Origin of the sequence: Sphingobium sp. PNB (genome assembly GCF_019873065.1) — a bacterium.
In the GTDB taxonomy this organism is placed as follows: Bacteria; Pseudomonadota; Alphaproteobacteria; order Sphingomonadales; family Sphingomonadaceae; genus Sphingobium; species Sphingobium fuliginis.
Genome location: NZ_JAINEZ010000022.1, coordinates 18,292 through 35,128 on the forward strand (window position 1 = coordinate 18,292; position 16,837 = coordinate 35,128).

The 16,837-nt window shown below is 66.7% G+C and carries 13 protein-coding genes; 4 read left to right on the plus strand and 9 right to left on the minus strand.

The genetic code is table 11. The annotated features are described in order from the left end of the window. Positions 1-92: 92 nt before the first annotated feature. Together K7W03_RS09880 and K7W03_RS09885 are read right to left on the minus strand one after the other, a co-directional pair. The gene (locus K7W03_RS09880; protein WP_044662832.1) at positions 93-719 is read right to left on the minus strand and encodes a DUF1345 domain-containing protein; all 627 of its coding nucleotides are present in this window, start codon (positions 717-719) and stop codon (positions 93-95) included. Positions 720-760: 41 nt separating this feature from the next. Next, on the minus strand, positions 761-1,336 hold the full coding sequence (locus tag K7W03_RS09885; protein WP_025550553.1) for a peptidase S14: 576 nt from the start codon (positions 1,334-1,336) through the stop codon (positions 761-763). A gap of 140 nt (positions 1,337-1,476) precedes the next feature. Here K7W03_RS09885 and ruvA point away from each other — a divergent pair, with 140 nt between their 5' ends. The 3 genes from ruvA to ruvB all read left to right on the plus strand — a co-directional run bounded on the left by ruvA (position 1,477) and on the right by ruvB (position 3,568). Further along, positions 1,477-2,085 carry a Holliday junction branch migration protein RuvA gene (ruvA, locus tag K7W03_RS09890; RefSeq protein WP_044660449.1) on the plus strand — a complete coding sequence of 203 codons (609 nt, stop codon included), beginning with the start codon at positions 1,477-1,479 and terminating at the stop codon, positions 2,083-2,085. A gap of 78 nt (positions 2,086-2,163) precedes the next feature. Next, positions 2,164-2,490, plus strand: a complete 327-nt coding sequence (locus K7W03_RS09895) for a GIY-YIG nuclease family protein (RefSeq protein ID WP_222886199.1) — start codon at positions 2,164-2,166, stop codon at positions 2,488-2,490. A 58-nt stretch (positions 2,491-2,548) separates the two neighbouring features. After that, positions 2,549-3,568, plus strand: coding sequence for a Holliday junction branch migration DNA helicase RuvB (gene ruvB, locus K7W03_RS09900; RefSeq protein ID WP_025550555.1), 1,020 nt, complete (start codon positions 2,549-2,551; stop codon positions 3,566-3,568). Positions 3,569-3,675: 107 nt separating this feature from the next. Here ruvB and K7W03_RS09905 read toward each other — a convergent pair whose 3' ends face one another. From K7W03_RS09905 to K7W03_RS09930, 6 genes are all read right to left on the minus strand, one after another. Then, positions 3,676-7,413: a calcium-binding protein gene (locus K7W03_RS09905; RefSeq protein ID WP_222886200.1), complete on the minus strand. Its 3,738-nt coding sequence runs from the start codon at positions 7,411-7,413 to the stop codon at positions 3,676-3,678. 128 nt (positions 7,414-7,541) lie between these two features. Continuing rightward, entirely contained in the window at positions 7,542-8,903 is a 1,362-nt protein-coding gene (locus K7W03_RS09910; protein ID WP_222886201.1) for an HlyD family type I secretion periplasmic adaptor subunit, read from the minus strand. Continuing rightward, on the minus strand, positions 8,903-10,591 hold the full coding sequence (locus K7W03_RS09915; RefSeq protein ID WP_222886202.1) for a type I secretion system permease/ATPase: 1,689 nt from the start codon (positions 10,589-10,591) through the stop codon (positions 8,903-8,905). The genes K7W03_RS09910 and K7W03_RS09915 overlap by 1 nt, the downstream gene beginning before the upstream one ends. Further along, positions 10,588-11,754, minus strand: coding sequence for a glycosyltransferase (locus K7W03_RS09920; RefSeq protein WP_222886203.1), 1,167 nt, complete (start codon positions 11,752-11,754; stop codon positions 10,588-10,590). The genes K7W03_RS09915 and K7W03_RS09920 overlap by 4 nt, the downstream gene beginning before the upstream one ends. Further along, on the minus strand, positions 11,751-13,085 hold the full coding sequence (locus K7W03_RS09925; protein ID WP_222886204.1) for a polysaccharide lyase family 1 protein: 1,335 nt from the start codon (positions 13,083-13,085) through the stop codon (positions 11,751-11,753). Before K7W03_RS09925 ends, K7W03_RS09920 begins: the two co-directional genes overlap by 4 nt. Then, positions 13,082-14,086 carry a sulfotransferase family protein gene (locus tag K7W03_RS09930; protein WP_222886205.1) on the minus strand — a complete coding sequence of 335 codons (1,005 nt, stop codon included), beginning with the start codon at positions 14,084-14,086 and terminating at the stop codon, positions 13,082-13,084. The genes K7W03_RS09925 and K7W03_RS09930 overlap by 4 nt, the downstream gene beginning before the upstream one ends. 203 nt (positions 14,087-14,289) lie before the next feature. On the opposite strand from K7W03_RS09930, the gene K7W03_RS28220 reads away from it, so the two are divergent. After that, positions 14,290-15,615: an O-antigen ligase family protein gene (locus tag K7W03_RS28220; protein WP_222886206.1), complete on the plus strand. Its 1,326-nt coding sequence runs from the start codon at positions 14,290-14,292 to the stop codon at positions 15,613-15,615. Positions 15,616-15,718: 103 nt separating this feature from the next. Here the strand turns inward: K7W03_RS28220 and K7W03_RS09940 are convergent, their stop codons facing one another. Beyond that, on the minus strand, positions 15,719-16,696 hold the full coding sequence (locus K7W03_RS09940; RefSeq protein WP_222886207.1) for a 2OG-Fe(II) oxygenase family protein: 978 nt from the start codon (positions 16,694-16,696) through the stop codon (positions 15,719-15,721). Positions 16,697-16,837: the final 141 nt, after the last annotated feature.

Here is a 16,837-nt window from a genome sequence, read left to right on the forward strand (position 1 = left end):
TAGCGGAAATTGGTAAACAACCCCCGAAGGTCGGAAGGGGGGAATGTCCGCACCTGACCACATCCCGAACGCCCGCTTTAAAACCCGTCGGTTCAGATGCCGCCCAGCACATTGATGGTGAACGCCAATATGCCCAGGTTGAACAGGAATGCCGCGAGGCAATGGAACAGCGCCGCCTGCCGCATGCCCCGGCTGGTCACCGACACGTCGGATGTCTGGAACGTCATCCCCAATGTGAAGGCGAAGTAGAGGAAATCCCAATAGCCCGGCTCCTGCATGTCGGGAAAATCAAGCCCGCCGCTGTCGCCGCCCTTGCCATCGCCCAGATAGAAGATATGCGCATAGTGCATCGCATAGACGAGATTGGAAAACAGCCAGGCCAGCGCCAATGTCGCCAGCAGCAGCGCGACCGCCGCCTTGCTCGGCCCGCCATGCTGGCTGACTGCCACGCCGACGGCGACCAGGATCACCACCGACACGATCCCGGTCAGCAGCAGCATCAACTGCCGGTTCGCATCGTTTTCCGCCGCCTTGCGCCGCATCGCGTCCGCATCGGAATCCAGCAGCGGCCAGACCGACAGGATGAACGCCAGCGCCGCCAGGTCGAACCCTGCCATCACCGCCTCATGCCAGCGCAGCACCAGGCCGAACGGCGCCATGCTGGCCAGCAGGGCCAGGAACATGCCATAACGCCAGGGAAATATCCGGGACCGGTTCATGCGCGCATCAAAGGCATAATCCGCGCCCTGCACAAGACGCTTTATATCACCGCCGCGATCAGCCCCAGCGCCTGCGCTTCGTTCGCCTCCAGATACCAGTTTTCCGGCGCGCGGTTCAGCAGTTCCTCCATGGAAACCTGCGATCCCAGGATCAGGTTCGCAAAGCCCTCATTCTGGATCGCGATCGACGCCTCTATCTCATGCAGCGTCGCCTTGAGCGAGGCGATGCAGGTCGACAGCGGCCCTTCCAGATGGATGTCCCGGGTGATGATCCGCTCATGGATCATCAGCCGCGTGCCCCGCGCCAGATAGCGGTTTTCCGCCGCGAAGAAGCTCATGAAGGTCACGCCCGCCGAATAGACCGCCGTCTTGCCCAGGAAAACCAGCCGCCGGTCGGGATAGAGATCGGAATGGAAGCGTATATCCTCCCCCATCATCCGGGCGATTTCCGGGTCGCCGCCCAGGGTGGCGATCTCCACCACCACCAGCCCCTGCTGCGGCGCGGACGAAAGGCAATTGCGGAAATGCAGATACATGCCATGGTCGACATAGCCCGACAGCATGATCGCGGGAAATTCGAAATCCTTGGGGCCCAGCAATGGCGCCTGAATCGACATGAAAAACGGCTCCTTCCTTCGCCCCTCGCCGGCTGCTCTACGCGCGGGCCGGCAAATGGTGCCTTTGCTCCGTCGGTTTTTAGCTGGCGCCCTGCCGGAGACGCCCTTAAAGAACAGACCATGACCAAAGGGCGGGGCGCATGATCGCGAAACTGAAAGGGCGGCTGGACAGCACAGGCCTGGACCATGCCATCATCGATGTGGGCGGCGTCGGCTATCTGGTCGGCGCCTCCTCCCGCACCCTGTCGGCGCTGGGGCCGGTGGGGGAAGCGGTGACGGTCCATACCGAAATGCTGGTGTCGGACGATGCGATCCGCCTGGTCGGCTTCGCCCGGGCGGAGGAGCGCGACTGGTTCCGCCTGCTGACCGGTGTGCAGGGCGTGGGTTCCCGCGTGGCGCTGGCCATACTTTCAGCGCTGGAACCGGCGGAACTGCACCGCGCCGTCGCGACCGGCGACAAGGCGATGATCGCCCGCGCCAACGGCGTCGGCCCCAAGCTGGCCCAGCGCATCGCCAATGAGCTGAAGGACAAGATTGGCGCCGTGCCCACGCCGGCCGGCGGGATCGGCGGCGGGTTCGCCCCGCTGCCGACCGGCGGCCACAGCGCCGATGCGATCTCCGCGCTGCAGAATCTGGGCTTCAAGCCCGCCGAAGCCAGCACCGCCGTCGCGGCGGCGGAAGAGGAACTGGGCGAGGGCGCGTCGCTGGACGCGCTGGTCCGCCTGGCGCTCAGGAAAGCGGCGAAATGATGCGTCTCCCCCTCCCCACCCGTCATGCTGAACTCGGTTCAGCATCCATCCGGCCTCTCGCACCGAAGGGAGGAGACGATGAAAGAACCGTGCGTCTATATCCTGGCCAGTCAGCCTTATGGCACGCCGTATATCGGGGTGACGTCGAATCTGCCTGGGCGGCTGCATCGGCATCGCACGAACGGCACTCCGGGTTTCACCGGGAGATATGCCGTCCACAGTCTCGTCCGTTTCGAAATGTGCGACACGATGGAACAAGCTATCAACCGGGAAAAGCAACTCAAGCGCTGGCATCGGCAGTGGAAGATCAATCTGATCGAGTCCGAAAATCCGCGGTGGATCGACCTGGCTCCGGGCCTTGGTTTATCGCCTCTCCATCCGAACCAGCGGCACGATGGATGCTGAACCGAAGGTCGGCGCAAGCCAAACGAGTTCAGCATGACGGTTGGGGTGAGTGTCGCGCATGAGCGAGGATCGCCTGATCTCTTCTACCCGCCGGGTGGAGGATGCCGACGCCGCGCTGCGGCCCAAATCGCTTGCCGAATTCATCGGCCAGCAGGGCGCGCGGGAAAATCTGCGTATCTTCATCGAGGCCGCCCGGGGCCGCGGCGAGGCGCTGGATCATGTGCTGTTCTTCGGCCCGCCCGGCCTTGGCAAGACGACGCTGGCGCAGATCGTCGCCCGCGAGATGGGCGTGGGGTTCCGCGCCACATCCGGCCCTGTGATCGCCAAGTCGGGCGATCTGGCCGCGCTGCTCACCAATCTGGATGAGGGCGACGTCCTTTTCGTGGACGAGATCCACCGGCTCAACCCCGCGGTCGAGGAAGTGCTCTACCCCGCCATGGAGGACCGGGCGCTCGACCTGATGATCGGGGAAGGCCCCTCCGCCCGGTCTGTGCGGATCGACCTGCCGCCCTTCACCCTGGTCGGCGCGACCACGCGGCAGGGCTTGCTGACGACGCCCCTGCGCGACCGCTTCGGCATTCCGGTGCGGCTGCAATTCTATACCGTCGATGAGCTGGAACTGGTGGTGCGCCGCGCGGCCCGGCTGCTGGACCTTGCCATCACTTCCGACGGCGCGGTGGAGATCGCCCGGCGTTCCCGGGGCACGCCGCGCATCGCCGGACGGCTGCTGCGGCGGGTGCGCGACTTCGCCAATGTGGCGGGGGCCCCGGCCGTGGACGCGAAGGTGGCCGATGCCGCGCTGACCCGGCTGGATGTCGACCATCTCGGCCTCGACCTGATGGACCGCCGTTACCTGACCATGATCGCTGACATCTATCGCGGCGGGCCGGTGGGAGTGGAAACGCTCGCGGCAGGCCTCTCCGAAGCGCGCGATACGATCGAGGAAGTGATCGAGCCTTATCTGATCCAGCTCGGCCTGATCGCCCGCACTGCGCGGGGACGCTGCCTCAACGGGCCGGGCTGGAAGCATCTGGGAATCAATCCGCCCTCCAATGTCCAGGATGGCTTGTTCGATTAGGATCGGCAGGTTCCTTCGACTGCCTGCAAGACAGGCGCTCAGGACAAGCTCAGGGCGAACGGGAAGAAAAAAGCGCGCGGGCTGCGTCCGATTTAACGCAGCGCGCTCTAGAAGAAACTGCTCGAATCCACCCCCGCCAGGCTGTTGACCCCGACAAGCTGGATGCTCTGTTCGAATGCGCCGTCGCCATTGGCGTCGTAGAATATCCAGCCGTCCGTCGACCCGGCGACGAAAGCCACATGATTGACCCCGGCGGTCATATTGGCGGCAGCCAGCGCGTCGGAGAAGCTGTTGGTGGCAATCGTCCGTTCGGCATAGTCGACGGCGGGCAGGGAGCCGTTCAGGAAGTCGAGGTCGATGCGGTCGCCCTCGCCCGCCTTGAAGTCGGTGATCCGGTCATAGCTCGCCGTGTTGAGCGTCGTGTCGCCGCGGTTGAACAGGAAGACATCCGCCTCCGTCCCGCCGGTCAGCGTGTCCTTGCCCGCGCCGCCGATCAGCGTGTCGCTGCCCGCGCCGCCCTTCAGCGTATCGCCGGCCGCCCCGCCGTCCAGCAGGTCGTTGCCCGCGCCGCCGTCCAGGCTGTCCTGCCCGTCCTCGCCATAGAGCCGGTCGTCGCCGCCATTGCCCAGCAGGGTATCGTTGCCCAGGCCGCCCCAGAGGCCGTTATTGCCGCCATTGCCCGTCATGCTGTTGGCGATGTCGTTGCCGATGCCGTCGATCGGGTCCGTGCCGGTCAGAACCAGCTTCTCGATCTCGGCCGCCATTTTGTAGCTGACGGAGGCGCTCACCTGATCGGTCCCCTCGCCCGCCAGTTCGACGATCAGGTCGTCATTGGCGCTGTTGCCGTCGTCGGACCAGCTGTCGACGATATAGCTGTCATTGCCCAGCCCACCGGCCATGTTGTCGGCGCCCGTGCCGCCGTCCAGATAGTCGTCGCCCAGCCCGCCGATCAGCATGTCGCTGCCGTCGCCGCCGAAGAGGGTGTCGTTATCGTCACCGCCGTCCAGCGTGTCGCCGCCGCCCATGCCATAGAGAATGTCCGCGCCCGTCCCGCCCGACAGAATGTTCGCCGCGTCATTGCCGGTGATCGTGTTGGCCAGATCATTGCCCATGCCGTTGATCGCCGCCGCGCCGGTCAGCGTCAGCTTTTCGACATTGGCGGCAAGGCGATAGCTGACGGAGGCATAGACAAGATCGCTGCCGCCCCCCGCCAGTTCGATCACCTGATCGTCATTGCCGGCAAAGCCGTCGTCCGACCAGGTGTCGACATAGAAGATGTCGTTGCCTGCGCCGCCATCCATATAGTCGGCGCCCGCCCCGCCATCGATGACGTCATTGCCGGCAAGGGCGTAGATGGTGTCGTTGAGGGCAGTCGTCTGATAGGCGAGCACGGTGGTCGTCGGGCCGATCATGTTGTTGCCCGATGATCCGGTGATCGTCCTCCCGTTTTCCGCGACATCGGTGATGGCGATGGACAAAAGCTGATCATCGACGTTGCTGCCGTCGGTTGCGCGCACCGTCACCTGATAGACGCCGTCGCCATCGGCATCGAGCCGGTTCTCATAATCGGGCGGGTTGATGAAGGACAGTGCGCCGGTCACCGGATCGATGGTGAAAAGCGCGGCGTCCGCTCCCCCTGAAATGGCGAAACCGGGGACGGGGCCGTCCGCATCGGTGGCCGTCACCACGGTCACGGCGCTGGCATTTTCCGCCATGCCGATCGACGCCGAGGCGCCGCCGCCATTGGAGGTGATGACCGGCGCATTGTCGTTCAGATTGGTAATGCCGATGGCCAGGGTCTGCGAGACGCTGTTGCTGCCGTCGCTCGCGCTGACGATCACATGGTAGAGGCGGTCGCCATTGCTGTCGTCCGGCGCTTCATAGTCCGGAGCCGTCCTGAAACTCAGCGCACCGGTCTGCGGGTCGATGGTGAACAACGCCGCGTCAGCGCCGCCGCTGATGCTGTAGCTGAGGGCAGCGCCATCCGCGTCGCTGGCCTGCACGATGGCGGCAAGCAGGCTGTTTTCCGCGACGGAGAAGGCGACCGAAGCCGCCCCGCCATAAGAGGTCAGCACCGGCGCATTGTCGTTGAGATTGGCGACCGCGACTGCCAGCGCCTGGCTGTCGCTGTTGGTGCCGTCGCTGGCCTGCACCACGACATTGTAGATATTGTCGTGATCGGCGTCGGCGGCGGCTTCATAATCGGGCGCGATCTTGAAGCGGAGGACGCCGGTTGCCGCATCGATTTCGAAGAGCGCAGCGTCCGCTCCGCCGATGATGGCGAAGCCGATCGACGGGCTGTCGGCATCGGTGGCGGTCACGCCGGTCACCGCCGTCGCATTCTCGTTGACGGTGATCGCCGCGCTTGCGCCGCCGCCATTGGAGGTGATGACCGGCGCAAAACCGTCCGGCACATCGTTCACGGTCACGGAGAGCGTCTGCGTGTCAACGCCGCCATTGCCGTCATTGGCGGCAACGATCAGTTGATAGACATTATCGCGGTCCGCATCGGCCGGGCTTTCGAAATTGGGCGCTGTGAGGAAACGCAATTCGCCCGTCATCGCGTCGATCGCGAACAGCGCCGCGTCCGCGCCTCCCACGATGGAGAAGGAGACCGTCTGTCCCATGTCGGGGTCCGTCGCGGTGACGGTGGTCACGGTGGTGCCGTTCTCATCGACCGCCAGCGCCGCGCTGGAGCCGCCGCCGTTCGAGGTGATGACCGGCGGGGCGTTCAGCGCGGTGGAAGGCGTCGTCATGTCCGCGAACTGGAAAAATTCCACGTTGCGGACTGTCTTGCTGCCCTCCGGAGAGCCTGCACGCTGGTCGACCGCGACATAGCTGCCGTCGGTCTGGAGCGTGAAGACATAATCCATACGGTTGCCCGAAAAGACGAGCGTGTCGACGTCCGCGCTGCCGTCGATCACGTCATTGCCCGCACCGGCGAGGATCGTGTCGTTGCCTGCCCCGCCATGCATATAATCGTTGCCGCTGCCGCCATCCAACATGTCGTCGCCGGTGCCGCCATACAGCTCGTCGCTGCCCGCGCCGCCATAGAGCTGGTCGTTCCCGGCATCGCCGTTCAGCGTGTCGTTGCTGTTGGTGTCGGCATCGTCGCCATGGAGAATGTCATTGCCCGACCCGCCCGACATATTGTCGCCGCCGGCCTGGCCATAGAGGGTGTCGTCATCGTCGCCGCCGGTCATCCTGTCGCTGCCGCGCCCGCCATAGAGGATGTCGTTGCCCGTGCCGCCGTCGATGGTGTCGTCGCCCGAAATGTTGTTGAAGCCCAGATCGTCGCCATAGAGCAGGTCGTCGCCCGCTCCGCCGGAAATGGTGTCGCTGCCACGCCAGCCGAAGATGATGTCGTTGCCGCCGTCGCCCTGAAGATTATCCTTGCCCGCGCCGCCGATGATGACATCATTGCCGAGGCCCGCCTGGACCAGCACGTCCTTGGCATAGTCGATCCCGCCCGCCCCATGCGCCGTCAGGTCGATGATGTCGTCGCCGTCGCCCAGCCAGAACTGCTCGATATTGTCGAAGCTGCCGAAGCCGCCTGCGATCACGCCATTATTGTAGAAGATCGCGTCGGACAGGTTGGACCCGTAGATGACGTCCGTGCCGGTGCCCCCCATCAGCAGGTCCATGGAAATCTGGATGTTGCTCGCCGTCAGTTGATAGGCGGCGCCGCTGCCGGTGAGAATCGCGGAGTTCCAGACGAGTTGCGCCAGCACCGCATCGGGGCGCGCCGTATCGAGATTGGCGAGCCGGGTGAAGGCGAAGAACTGGTCCTTCTCACTCCCTGCCGTGATGGTCTGGCTTCCCACCACGTTGAAGAAATTCGCCATGCTCGCCCCCTGTCCAGCGTCCTTGTGAAAGGTCCGGAATCCTTAGCGGCAAATCGGGCGGAAGCGGTGGGGTCTTAGGGATAGCGCCTACACCTTCGGGAGTGCGCCTATGGGTGTAGGAACAACGTCTACTGCTCGCGGAAGGAGCGCCACATCGTATCGGCAAGGGGATCGATCATATATTGCAGCGCCGTCCGCTGCCGCAGCGGCACGACCACCTCCACCGGCATGCCCGGCTTCATCGCGAAATCGCCTTCCCGATATTGCCGGATCAGCGCGATCTGATCGGGGGCGATGGTCACTTCTCCCGCGAAATAGGCGATGCCCGTCTTCTCCTCGACGAAGCTGTCCGCCGATATGCGCGTCACCTTGCCCTCTATGATCGGCAGGCTGCGCCCCGGAAAGCCGGCGAAGCGTATCTCCGCCTTCTGCCCCACCGCCAGATCGTCCACATCGGCGGGGGAGAAGCGCGCCTCGATCACGACGGCGGAATCGCGCGGCACGATGTCCATCAGCGTCTGTCCCGCCGCGATCACCCCGCCCACCGTATGCACGCTGAGGCCCACCACCGTCCCGCTCACCGGCGCGCGCACCTGCGTCCGGGCGAGTTCGTCCCGCGCCGCGCTCCATTTGGGCAGCACGTCGCCCAGCAGCGCTTCGGTATCGCGCAGGTCGGAGGTCACCTTTTCCTGCAGATTCTGCTTCGCCTCCAGCGCCTTCAGCCGCGCTTCGCCCACCATATTGGCCGCACTGTCGCGCGCCGCGCTCAGGCGACCGCGCTGGCCGATCAGGTCCGCCCTGGCCCGCTCCAGCGCGCGGATGCGCGTCTTGCTGACGAAGCCCTTCTCCGCCACGGTGCGCAGGCTCTCCAGTTCGTCGGTGATGAGCCGCTCCTGCTCGATCACGGAGGCGACCTGCTCGCGATAGCCCACGGCCTGAGACCCGGCCTGGCTGCCCTCATGCATCGCCACGCCCTGTTGCGTGCCGAGCAGCGCCGACCGCGCCGCCATCTGCGCCTGCTGCGCGCGCGTCGCCGCCTGCGCATCGGCGCGGTCGTCCCCGGTCAGCGTGCGGAACTCCACCGGCGCCTCCATCCCCGCCCCGGCCTGTTCGGCGCGCAAACGGGCGCGCTGGGCGATCAGCCAGATCGCCTGAGACGCCAGCACCCGTTCCTGCGCGGCCACGGCAGGCGCGGCGAGCCGGATCAGAACTTCGCCCTGCCGGACGCGCTGCCCCTCCTTCACCAGGATCGCCGCGACGATGCCGCCGTCGCGATGCTGCACGCTCTGCCTTTGCCCGGCCACGGTCGTCCGGCCCGGCGCCAGCGCCGCCGCGTCCAGTCGGGCAAAGGCCGCCCAGCCGAGGAACAGCAGGAAAAACGCCGCCGCCACCAGCAGCCCGCCGCGCACCTCCGGCCTGGGGTCGACCGCCACCGGCGGCGGCGGGCCGGGCGGCGGCAACAGCAAAGGCCGCGTGGTCCGCATCAGCATCAGGCCGCTCCCGCCACAGGCGCGGGACGGGGACGGGTCAGCGCGCCCAGCACCTGATCGCGTGGCCCGCTCATCCGCATGCGGCCATTGTCCAGCACGAGTATGCGGTCCGCCGGTCCCAGCAGGCCGGTCCGGTGCGCCGTCACCATGATCGCCGCCCCGCGCGCCTTGGCCCTGGCCAATGCCGCGATCAGTTGCGCCTCCCCATCGGAATCGAGATGCGCATTGGGTTCGTCCAGGATCAGCACCGCCGGGTCGCGGAACAGGGCGCGGGCCAGCGCGATCCGCTGCGTCTGGCCCATGGACAGCCCCATGCCGCCCCAGCCCAGCATGGTGTCATAGCCCTGCGGCAGTCGCAGGATCATCTCATGCACGCCGCACGCCTGTGCCGCCGCAATGACGTCGGCGTCTATCCGCGCGTCGGCGTCCGGATCGGCAAAGCGGGCGATATTGTCGCGGATCGACCCGGCGAAAAGGGAAAGTTGCTGCGGCATATAGCCGACATGCACCGCCAGCGCATCGCCGTCCCATTGCGACCGTTCCGCCCCGTCGATGCGGATTTCGCCCCGGTCGCAGGCGATGGCGCCCGCCACCAGCCGCGCCAGCGTGGACTTGCCCGCGCCGCTCGCGCCGATCACCGCGACCATCTCCCCCGGCCCGACCGCGAAGGAGAGGTTGTTGAGGATCAGCCGTTGGGAATGCGGGTCCTCGATGGTCACGCGCTCTACATCCACCCGGCCTTTCGGGCGAGGCAGGCTGGTCTGGGGCATGTCGTCCGCCGCGCCGTGGAGCCAGGCCATGACCTCCCCATGGGAGGCCCGCGCCGCGACGAAGCTGCGCCAGCTTCCCACAAGCTGGTCGACCGGCGCCACCGCCCGCCCCAGCAGGAAGGAGGAGGCGAAGATCGCGCCGCCGGAAATCTGCCCGTCTATCGCCAGCAACGCCCCCAGTCCCAGCGCGCCGGATTGCAGCATGTTGCGCAGGAAGCGGCTCACCGCCATGCGGCTGCCGGCGGCGAAGCTGGCCTCCGCCTGCCAGCCGAGCATGTCCTCCCGCTCCGCAAGGTGCCGTCGGACCATCGCGCCCTGCATGCCCAGCGCCCGCACCGCTTCGGCCCCCTGCATCGTCTGTTCCTGGCTGCTGTAGGACAGGTTCGCGGCGGCATTGGCCTGCAAAAGGGGCCGGCGCGTCGCCCGGTCGCTGGCCCAGGCTATGGCGACCAGCGTCAGGCTGCCTGCCAGCGCCATCAGCCCGATCAGCGGGTGGATCAGCGCGCAGACGAGGATGTAGATCGGCGTCCACGGCGCGTCGAACAGCGCGAACATGGCCGGACCGGTCAGCGTCTGGCGGAGTTGGTCGCATTCGCGGATCGGCTGGCGGCTCCTGCGCCCGATCCCCTCTCCCGCCTGCTGGCGCAGCGTGGCGGCGATCAGCGTCCGCGCCAGCCGCCGGTCCAGCCCGATGCTCGCCCGCACCAATATGCGCGAGCGGATATATTCCAGCAGCGAGAGGGTGGCATAGGCCAGCAGCAGCGCCACCGTCAGGAAGGCGAGCGTGGTCCCGCCCCGCGTCGGCACGACCCGGTCATAGATTTGCAGCATGTAGAGCGTCGGCGCGAGGAACAGCAGATTGGCGAGCGCACTGAACAGCGCCGCCCAGAGGAAATGCCGCTTCACCACGCCCATCATGGCCGCAACGCTTCGTAGATGGCGCAGACCTTGGCGCAATGCGCGGCTTCGCTGAAGCGGGCGCGGGCATCGGCACGGGCGCGCAGGGCCATGGCGCGGACGTCGCCCGGATCGGCGCAGGCCCGGGCCAGCGCCCCGGCGTCGTCCGGCTCGACCAGCAGGCCGATGCCGCCCTCCAGCGCCTCGACATTGCCGCCGGACCGGGCGGCGACGATGGGCGTGCCGACCAGCATCGCCTCCACCAATGTCCGCCCGAACGGCTCGCCCACGGCGGGCACGACCAGCCGGTCGCAGGCGGCGATCCAGAAGGGGCCGGGCGTGCGATAGCCCATTAGCTTCACCCGATCCTCCACGCCCTTTTCCACGATCCGCCTGCGCAGGGCGATGTCCATGGCGGGCACGCGCGCCTCCCCGAACATCAGGCCCATAACCGGCCCTCCCATCCCGTCCGTCAGCCGGGCGATCATGTCGACGAACAGCAGGGGCCGCTTCCTCGGCACGAAAGCGCCGAAATAGCCCAGCAGCAACGTATCGGGCGATACGCCCAGTTCGCGGATCAGCGCCTCCCGCGCTCTGGTCCGGTCCACCTCCAGCGTCGTGTCGAAAGGACTGTGGATCACCGAGGCCCGGTTTCGCGCCGACCAGATGCCGGCGGGCGGCAAAGCGAAGGACGAAACCGCCAGCACCCGATGCGCCAGCGCGGGCGCGAGCAGGCGCAGGCCCATCGCGCCGGGATCGCCGCGATGGTGCCAGATCAGCTTCGCCGCGGCCAGCCGCGCCGGCAACGCCCAGTTGGCGCTGCTCCGCCCGTCATTGACATGGACGATGTCGACCCGGTTGCGCCGCAGGAACCGGGCACGCGGCAGAACGCCGCCCAGCGTCCGCCCGAATTTCCGCAGGGTGAAGGCCTCGCCCGGCACGAAGAGCCCGTCGGCGGCGGGGTCGTCCATCTGCTCATGCCCGGCGAAGAAATTGGCGATCATGCCGCCGGGCACCTCCGTCACCACCAGCGGACGGTAGAGCGCCGGGTCGAGATGCCCGATCAGCCCCCGCACCGAAATATGGCTGCCGCCGATGCTGTCTCCGGAAAAGGGGAAGCAGATGCGCAGGCGCTCGTCCGGCGCGGCATCCGCAGGCATCAGGCGGGGCAAGGGCGCATTCATGGCGTCACCCCGTCCATCAGTTCGTGCGCCCGCTGGTCCAGAAACTGGTCGAGATTGGCCAGCCCGTCTCCGTCGCCATCGGCCCATGGATCGGCCTTGCGCGGATCGGCGCCATGCTCCGCCTCCCACCGGTCGTCCATGCCGTCTCCGTCCGCGTCGGCATAGGGCGTCCCCGGTTCCGGATCGTCGATCAGGCCGGGCTGCTTCACGATATGCCCCTTGCGCTCGCGCACCTGCTTGACGATCCGCCGGTCGAACGGGTCGCGGGGGAAGGCGCCGGCGTCGCTCAGCACCGCCTTGTAGGCCGCGTCGGCCGGTTCGGCGGCGATGGTCGGCGGGCAGGGCGGCCGGTCCACCTCCGCCGCCTTCAGCAGGGGAGAGAGATGGACGAAATCGCCGTCGAAACGGTTGTCGGCCAGATAGACCTTCGCCGTCCCCTTCGACCCCATGACGTTGCGCGCCACGCCGATCGTGTCGGGCCGGGTGTTCCGCCCCGCGACGAAGCTGTTGCCGATCAGCGAGACGGGCACGCCGCCGAAGCTTTCCCATATCTCCGCAAATTCCGACTGGCCGTTATAGAGGATGTTGTTGATCACCTCCGCGCAGGAGCCGGGGGGGAAGTTGAGGTCCGGATTGCGGTCGCCATTATGGGCGCAGATATTGCCGATGAAGCTTAAATGCTGCGGCCCCCTGGGATCGCTCGCCAGCAGCGCGCATTTGTCGTGCCGCGGTATCCCCTCCGCGAAGATCGAGTTGCTGATCGTGATCCAGTCATTGTCGCCATAGCCGTTGATCAGCTCGTCCCGCGCCCAGCTTGCGCTCACATGGTCGATGATGACCTGATGGCTGTTCTCTATGGTGAAACTGTCTTCCGACCCGCGATGAGCGCCGGTGCGGTCGTTGCGGACGCGGATATGGCGGATGACGATGTCGTGCGTGTTCTTGATCAGGATCGGCGTGCGCCCTTCCGCGCCGCCTGCATGGGCGATGACGATGCCGCCGCCCGGCGCCGTCTGCCCCGCTATGGAGAGATAGGGGTTGATTATCACCGGCGGGCGCGTGGTGAAGCGGATCGTGCCGCTCACCCGGAATATGCAGACGCGCGGGCCCGTGGCTTCGATGCAGGCGCGCAGGGAGCCCGGACCGCCGTCGGCCAGCGTATCGACGGCGATGACCTGCCCGCCGCGCCCGCCCCTGGCCGCCGCGCCATAGCCGACCGCGCCGGGAAAGGCGGGTTCGCCCCTCACCGGCTGCGCCCGCGATTCGCTGCCCGCGCCCGAACAGCCCGCCATCACAATGGGCAGCAGCATGCCGATCAGCCGCCGCCTCATGATTCGTCCCCGCTGCGCAGCGCATAACCGTAACGTCGCAGCAAGGGCGCGCACAACAGGGTGAAAAGCCGCTGTTTCCACCCCGGCATTTCGCGCTTCCACTTGTCATCGCCCTTGATGCTGAGCGATTTCTGCATGCGGTGGCGGCTGCCCGCGACCTGGTGCTGCGGCGCGAAGGGGGTGAGGCCGGTGGCGGGCAGATGTGGCATTTCCCCCACCAGCGCGACGATCCGCCCGATAATGCCGCGTGGATCGTCGACAAAATCCTCATATCGCACCCGGATGCTGCGCCCCGGCCCGACCCGGCGGCACAGCATCTCCGCGGCGATGTTCACCATCGACCAGCGCAGGGCGGTGTAAAGCAGGGGCTTGGGCCTCAATTCGCGCTGCACCCCCTTCTCAACGCTGCGGCCATGCCCCTTCATCAGCGACCAGGCGACGCCGCGCCCGTCGCGCACCACATGCACGACATGCAGGTCGATGCCCGGCATGGCGGCCAGCGCAAAGGCCCGGCCGGGCAGCTTCGAGGAATCGACCAGTACCGGCCGCCCCGACACCAGCGCCATGCCGCGCAGCAATTTCACGGTCCGGCGAACATGGTCCCGCCATCCCGGCAGCCGCAGCAGCCGTGCCGGGGCCAGCAGCGCCTCCGTCCGCTCCTGCGCGCGACGGTAACGGGCCAGAAACCCATCCGGCTCGCCCTGCGTCCAGCCCGTGACGATGGCGCGCCATTGCGGACAGTCCCGCACCCGCGCTCCACAGGCGCAATATTCACCCCGGTCCCAGACATGCCGCGCCAGCGTCGTCACCTCACCCGCGCCCATGATCGCCGGATGCTCGCCCAGCGCGATGTCGAGCAGGGTGGTCCCGCTCCGCCCGTAACCGGCCACATAGATCAGCTTGACCGGTCCCTGCCGCGCGGCACGCGGCGAAGGATCGACGGTCTGCTCCACCGTCGCCGGCGGTTCGCTGTCGCGCAGGGGCAGGATCGCATCCGTCACCAGGCTTGTCCTCGTCGCACGAGACGCCTGCCGGTCCGGCGGCGCTCGGGCTGCCGTTATCCCGTCAGTCCCAAGGCCATTTCAACGGATCACAAGGCTGATCCTCCGGCAAATTCGGATAAGGCGGGCTGGCTGGAATCGCCCGATGCCCTGCCCCGAAGGGCGTTTGCGCGGAGCAGTCGCCAGGCCCAGCCTATGCCACCGTGACGACTCTCGCCAGCCCCGCCTCCCATGGTCCAGCATCCGCCGCCGCGACGGATATTTTCGCGGCGCATGAGGAAATCTGGGACAGGATCGCGCGCTGGTGCCTGATGACGGCGATCTTCCTCAGCGGTTGGGGCCTGCTGCGCGTCGGCCAGATCAATCTCACCTTTTCCGACCTCTTCTTCCTCATCAGCTTCTCCATCTCCGCGTTGCGCGGGCGGCTGAGCGTCACGCCCTTCCGCTCGCTCACGCCCTTCTGGCTCGCGGGGCTGGTGATGATGCTGGGCGGGCTGTTCATCGGATCGATCATCAACGGCGATCCGCTGCGCTGGGTGAACATCGCCCTGCAATATACCGTCGCCTTCCTCTGCATCCCGATCCTGCTGATGCAGCAGGAGGAAGGCACGATCCGCAAGGCGCCGCTGATCTTCATGCTGGGCATCGCCTGTTCCGAAGCGGTCGGCATCGCCGCCAGCGCCTTCCTGACCTATCACGACACGCTGCACTGGCTGGGCGACGGCTTCATCACCGGCAATGGGCGCCTGGGGTCCATGGCGGGCCAGCCCAATCCCAACGGCGCGGTGGTCGCCTTCTCGCTGCCGATGCTGCTCTATTCGATGCGCCATCGGCTGATCGGCGGCCTTGCCGGAGTCGCCTGCCTGATCCTGCTGCTCTGGGGCCTGATGCTGAGCGCGTCCTTCACCGGATTTTCTGCCTCGCTGCTGGCGATCTTCACCACATTGCTGCTGATGGGCGTGCGCTACATCTTCCGCCTGGGGCTGGCGGTGGCAGTGGCGGCCGGGCTGTTCTTCGCCAGCGGCGCCCCGCTGCCCAAGGCTTTCCAGGAGCGCGTCGGCAATGCCGTGGAAAGCGGCGACATCAACCAGGCGGGGACATTCCTCAACAGGTCGCAGCTCATGGAGGAAGCCTGGGATTTTGCCGAGGACTATACCGTCATCGGCATGGGCGTGGACCGCTATCGCGAACTCAGCGCCTATGACAATCCGGTGCATAACCTGTTCCTGCTGATCTGGAACGAGGGCGGGGCGATCGCCTTTTGCGGGCTGATCCTGCTGCTGGGCCTGATCGCCCTGCTGGCGGCGAACGGACTGCGCACCAGCCGCGACAAGGGCGCAATGGCGGTGGCGGTGGTGCTGGTGTTCCTGATCTACACCCTGTCCTACCCGCACATGTATTCGCGCATGTGGGTGATGCCGGTGATGGTGGCGCTGGCGACGATCTATGTCCCCCGCAAGGCAAGGCCGGAAGCGGCGCGGCTGATCTATGCGCGGCCTGTCGGGCCGCAGCCCCTGCCGGAATTATAGGCAAGGCGGGATTCAATCGGTTTTGCCCGTTGAAACGCGACATGCTCCCGCGAAGGCACTCACCGATGGTGAAAATCCCTGTCCCCTTTTTTACTGTCTCCGCTTAAGCCGACCCGATCAGCAGCGTCACATTGTCCGTCCGCGGATCGCCGCCGGTCTGACCGGGTTTCTCCACATGCAGCACGCGGTGCAGCACGTGCTGCATGCCATAGGCCTGCGTCGCCATGCTGCCGGGGAAGACGGCCAGCGTCGCGCGGTCGATCGGCAGGTCTATCCATCGCCCGCCGGCAAAGACCTGCGTCAGCATCTGCGTCCGTTCGCCGCACAGGGCGGAAAAATAGCGATAGTCGAAATGCGCGCCCTCGATCAGCTTCTGGCCCGGCGCGATGTCCCTGCTACGGTCGCGGCGCAGCAACAGGCGGTTGATGCCCTGCAACAACCGCCCAAGGACCGGCACATCGGCCAACAGGCCATAGAGGTCGGACAGGCCGCGCGGGCTGAGCGCCCCCGCCGCCTGCCACCGCCTTTCATCCAGCGCGCAGCCCGCACGGCCCCAGCGCCCCAGGGAATTGCGCGCCAGCGCGCCCAGCCGCTCGAAATCGCCCGCGCTTTCCTGATATTTCAGCCTTTGCACCACGACATGGAAATCCCCAGGCGGCGTCCCCTCCGGCGCGAGCGCCGTCATCAACCGCCAGCCGATGGCCCAGCACCGATCCAACAGCGCCTGACCGGGCGCATAATGCTCCCCACCCTGCACGAAATAGGCGGGGCGCACGGTGGCGTGATCCTTCCCCGCCTCGCGTGACAGGGCCATTTTCCGGGCGATATAGCCATGGCGTCCGGGCTGGAAGTAGAAGAGGTCGCCCAGGCTGGCGGTGATGTCGCCGCTGCCATGATAGTTGCGGGCGATGTCGACCAGCGGCGCTTCCCAGGGCATCTGCTCCGCCCTGTCCTCCAGCAGGCCGCGCCACAGCTCGGCCACGATTTCCGGACAACGCACCAGCACCGCGGCATGGCCAGCCCCGAACAGCCGGGCGAGCGATCCCGGTTCCAGTTCCTGATATGCCAGCTCCGCGATCATGGCCGGTCCCCTCGTGCGGAGCGTTCTTATCCTCGATCAACTTTCGCACAATGGCGCGGAATGGGGCGATCCGGAATAGTCAGACACGCATCAGAAATGTGTAGGCTCTGGACCCATTGCTGGCGGGTTCGAGACGCCAGC

Excerpts from the sequence above, each read along its gene's own strand:
- ruvA (WP_044660449.1), top strand. The coding sequence starts at position 1,477 with ATGATCGCGAAACTGAAAGGGCGGCTGGACAGCACAGGCCTGGACCAT.
- K7W03_RS09915 (WP_222886202.1), bottom strand. The coding sequence starts at position 10,591 with ATGATGGGCGTGGTGAAGCGGCATTTCCTCTGGGCGGCGCTGTTCAGT.
- K7W03_RS09885 (WP_025550553.1), bottom strand. The coding sequence starts at position 1,336 with ATGTCGATTCAGGCGCCATTGCTGGGCCCCAAGGATTTCGAATTTCCC.
- K7W03_RS09880 (WP_044662832.1), bottom strand. The coding sequence starts at position 719 with ATGAACCGGTCCCGGATATTTCCCTGGCGTTATGGCATGTTCCTGGCC.
- ruvB (WP_025550555.1), top strand. The coding sequence starts at position 2,549 with ATGAGCGAGGATCGCCTGATCTCTTCTACCCGCCGGGTGGAGGATGCC.
- K7W03_RS09940 (WP_222886207.1), bottom strand. The coding sequence starts at position 16,696 with ATGATCGCGGAGCTGGCATATCAGGAACTGGAACCGGGATCGCTCGCC.
- K7W03_RS09895 (WP_222886199.1), top strand. The coding sequence starts at position 2,164 with ATGAAAGAACCGTGCGTCTATATCCTGGCCAGTCAGCCTTATGGCACG.
- K7W03_RS09920 (WP_222886203.1), bottom strand. The coding sequence starts at position 11,754 with ATGAATGCGCCCTTGCCCCGCCTGATGCCTGCGGATGCCGCGCCGGAC.
- K7W03_RS09910 (WP_222886201.1), bottom strand. The coding sequence starts at position 8,903 with ATGCTGATGCGGACCACGCGGCCTTTGCTGTTGCCGCCGCCCGGCCCG.
- K7W03_RS09905 (WP_222886200.1), bottom strand. The coding sequence starts at position 7,413 with ATGGCGAATTTCTTCAACGTGGTGGGAAGCCAGACCATCACGGCAGGG.
- K7W03_RS09925 (WP_222886204.1), bottom strand. The coding sequence starts at position 13,085 with ATGAGGCGGCGGCTGATCGGCATGCTGCTGCCCATTGTGATGGCGGGC.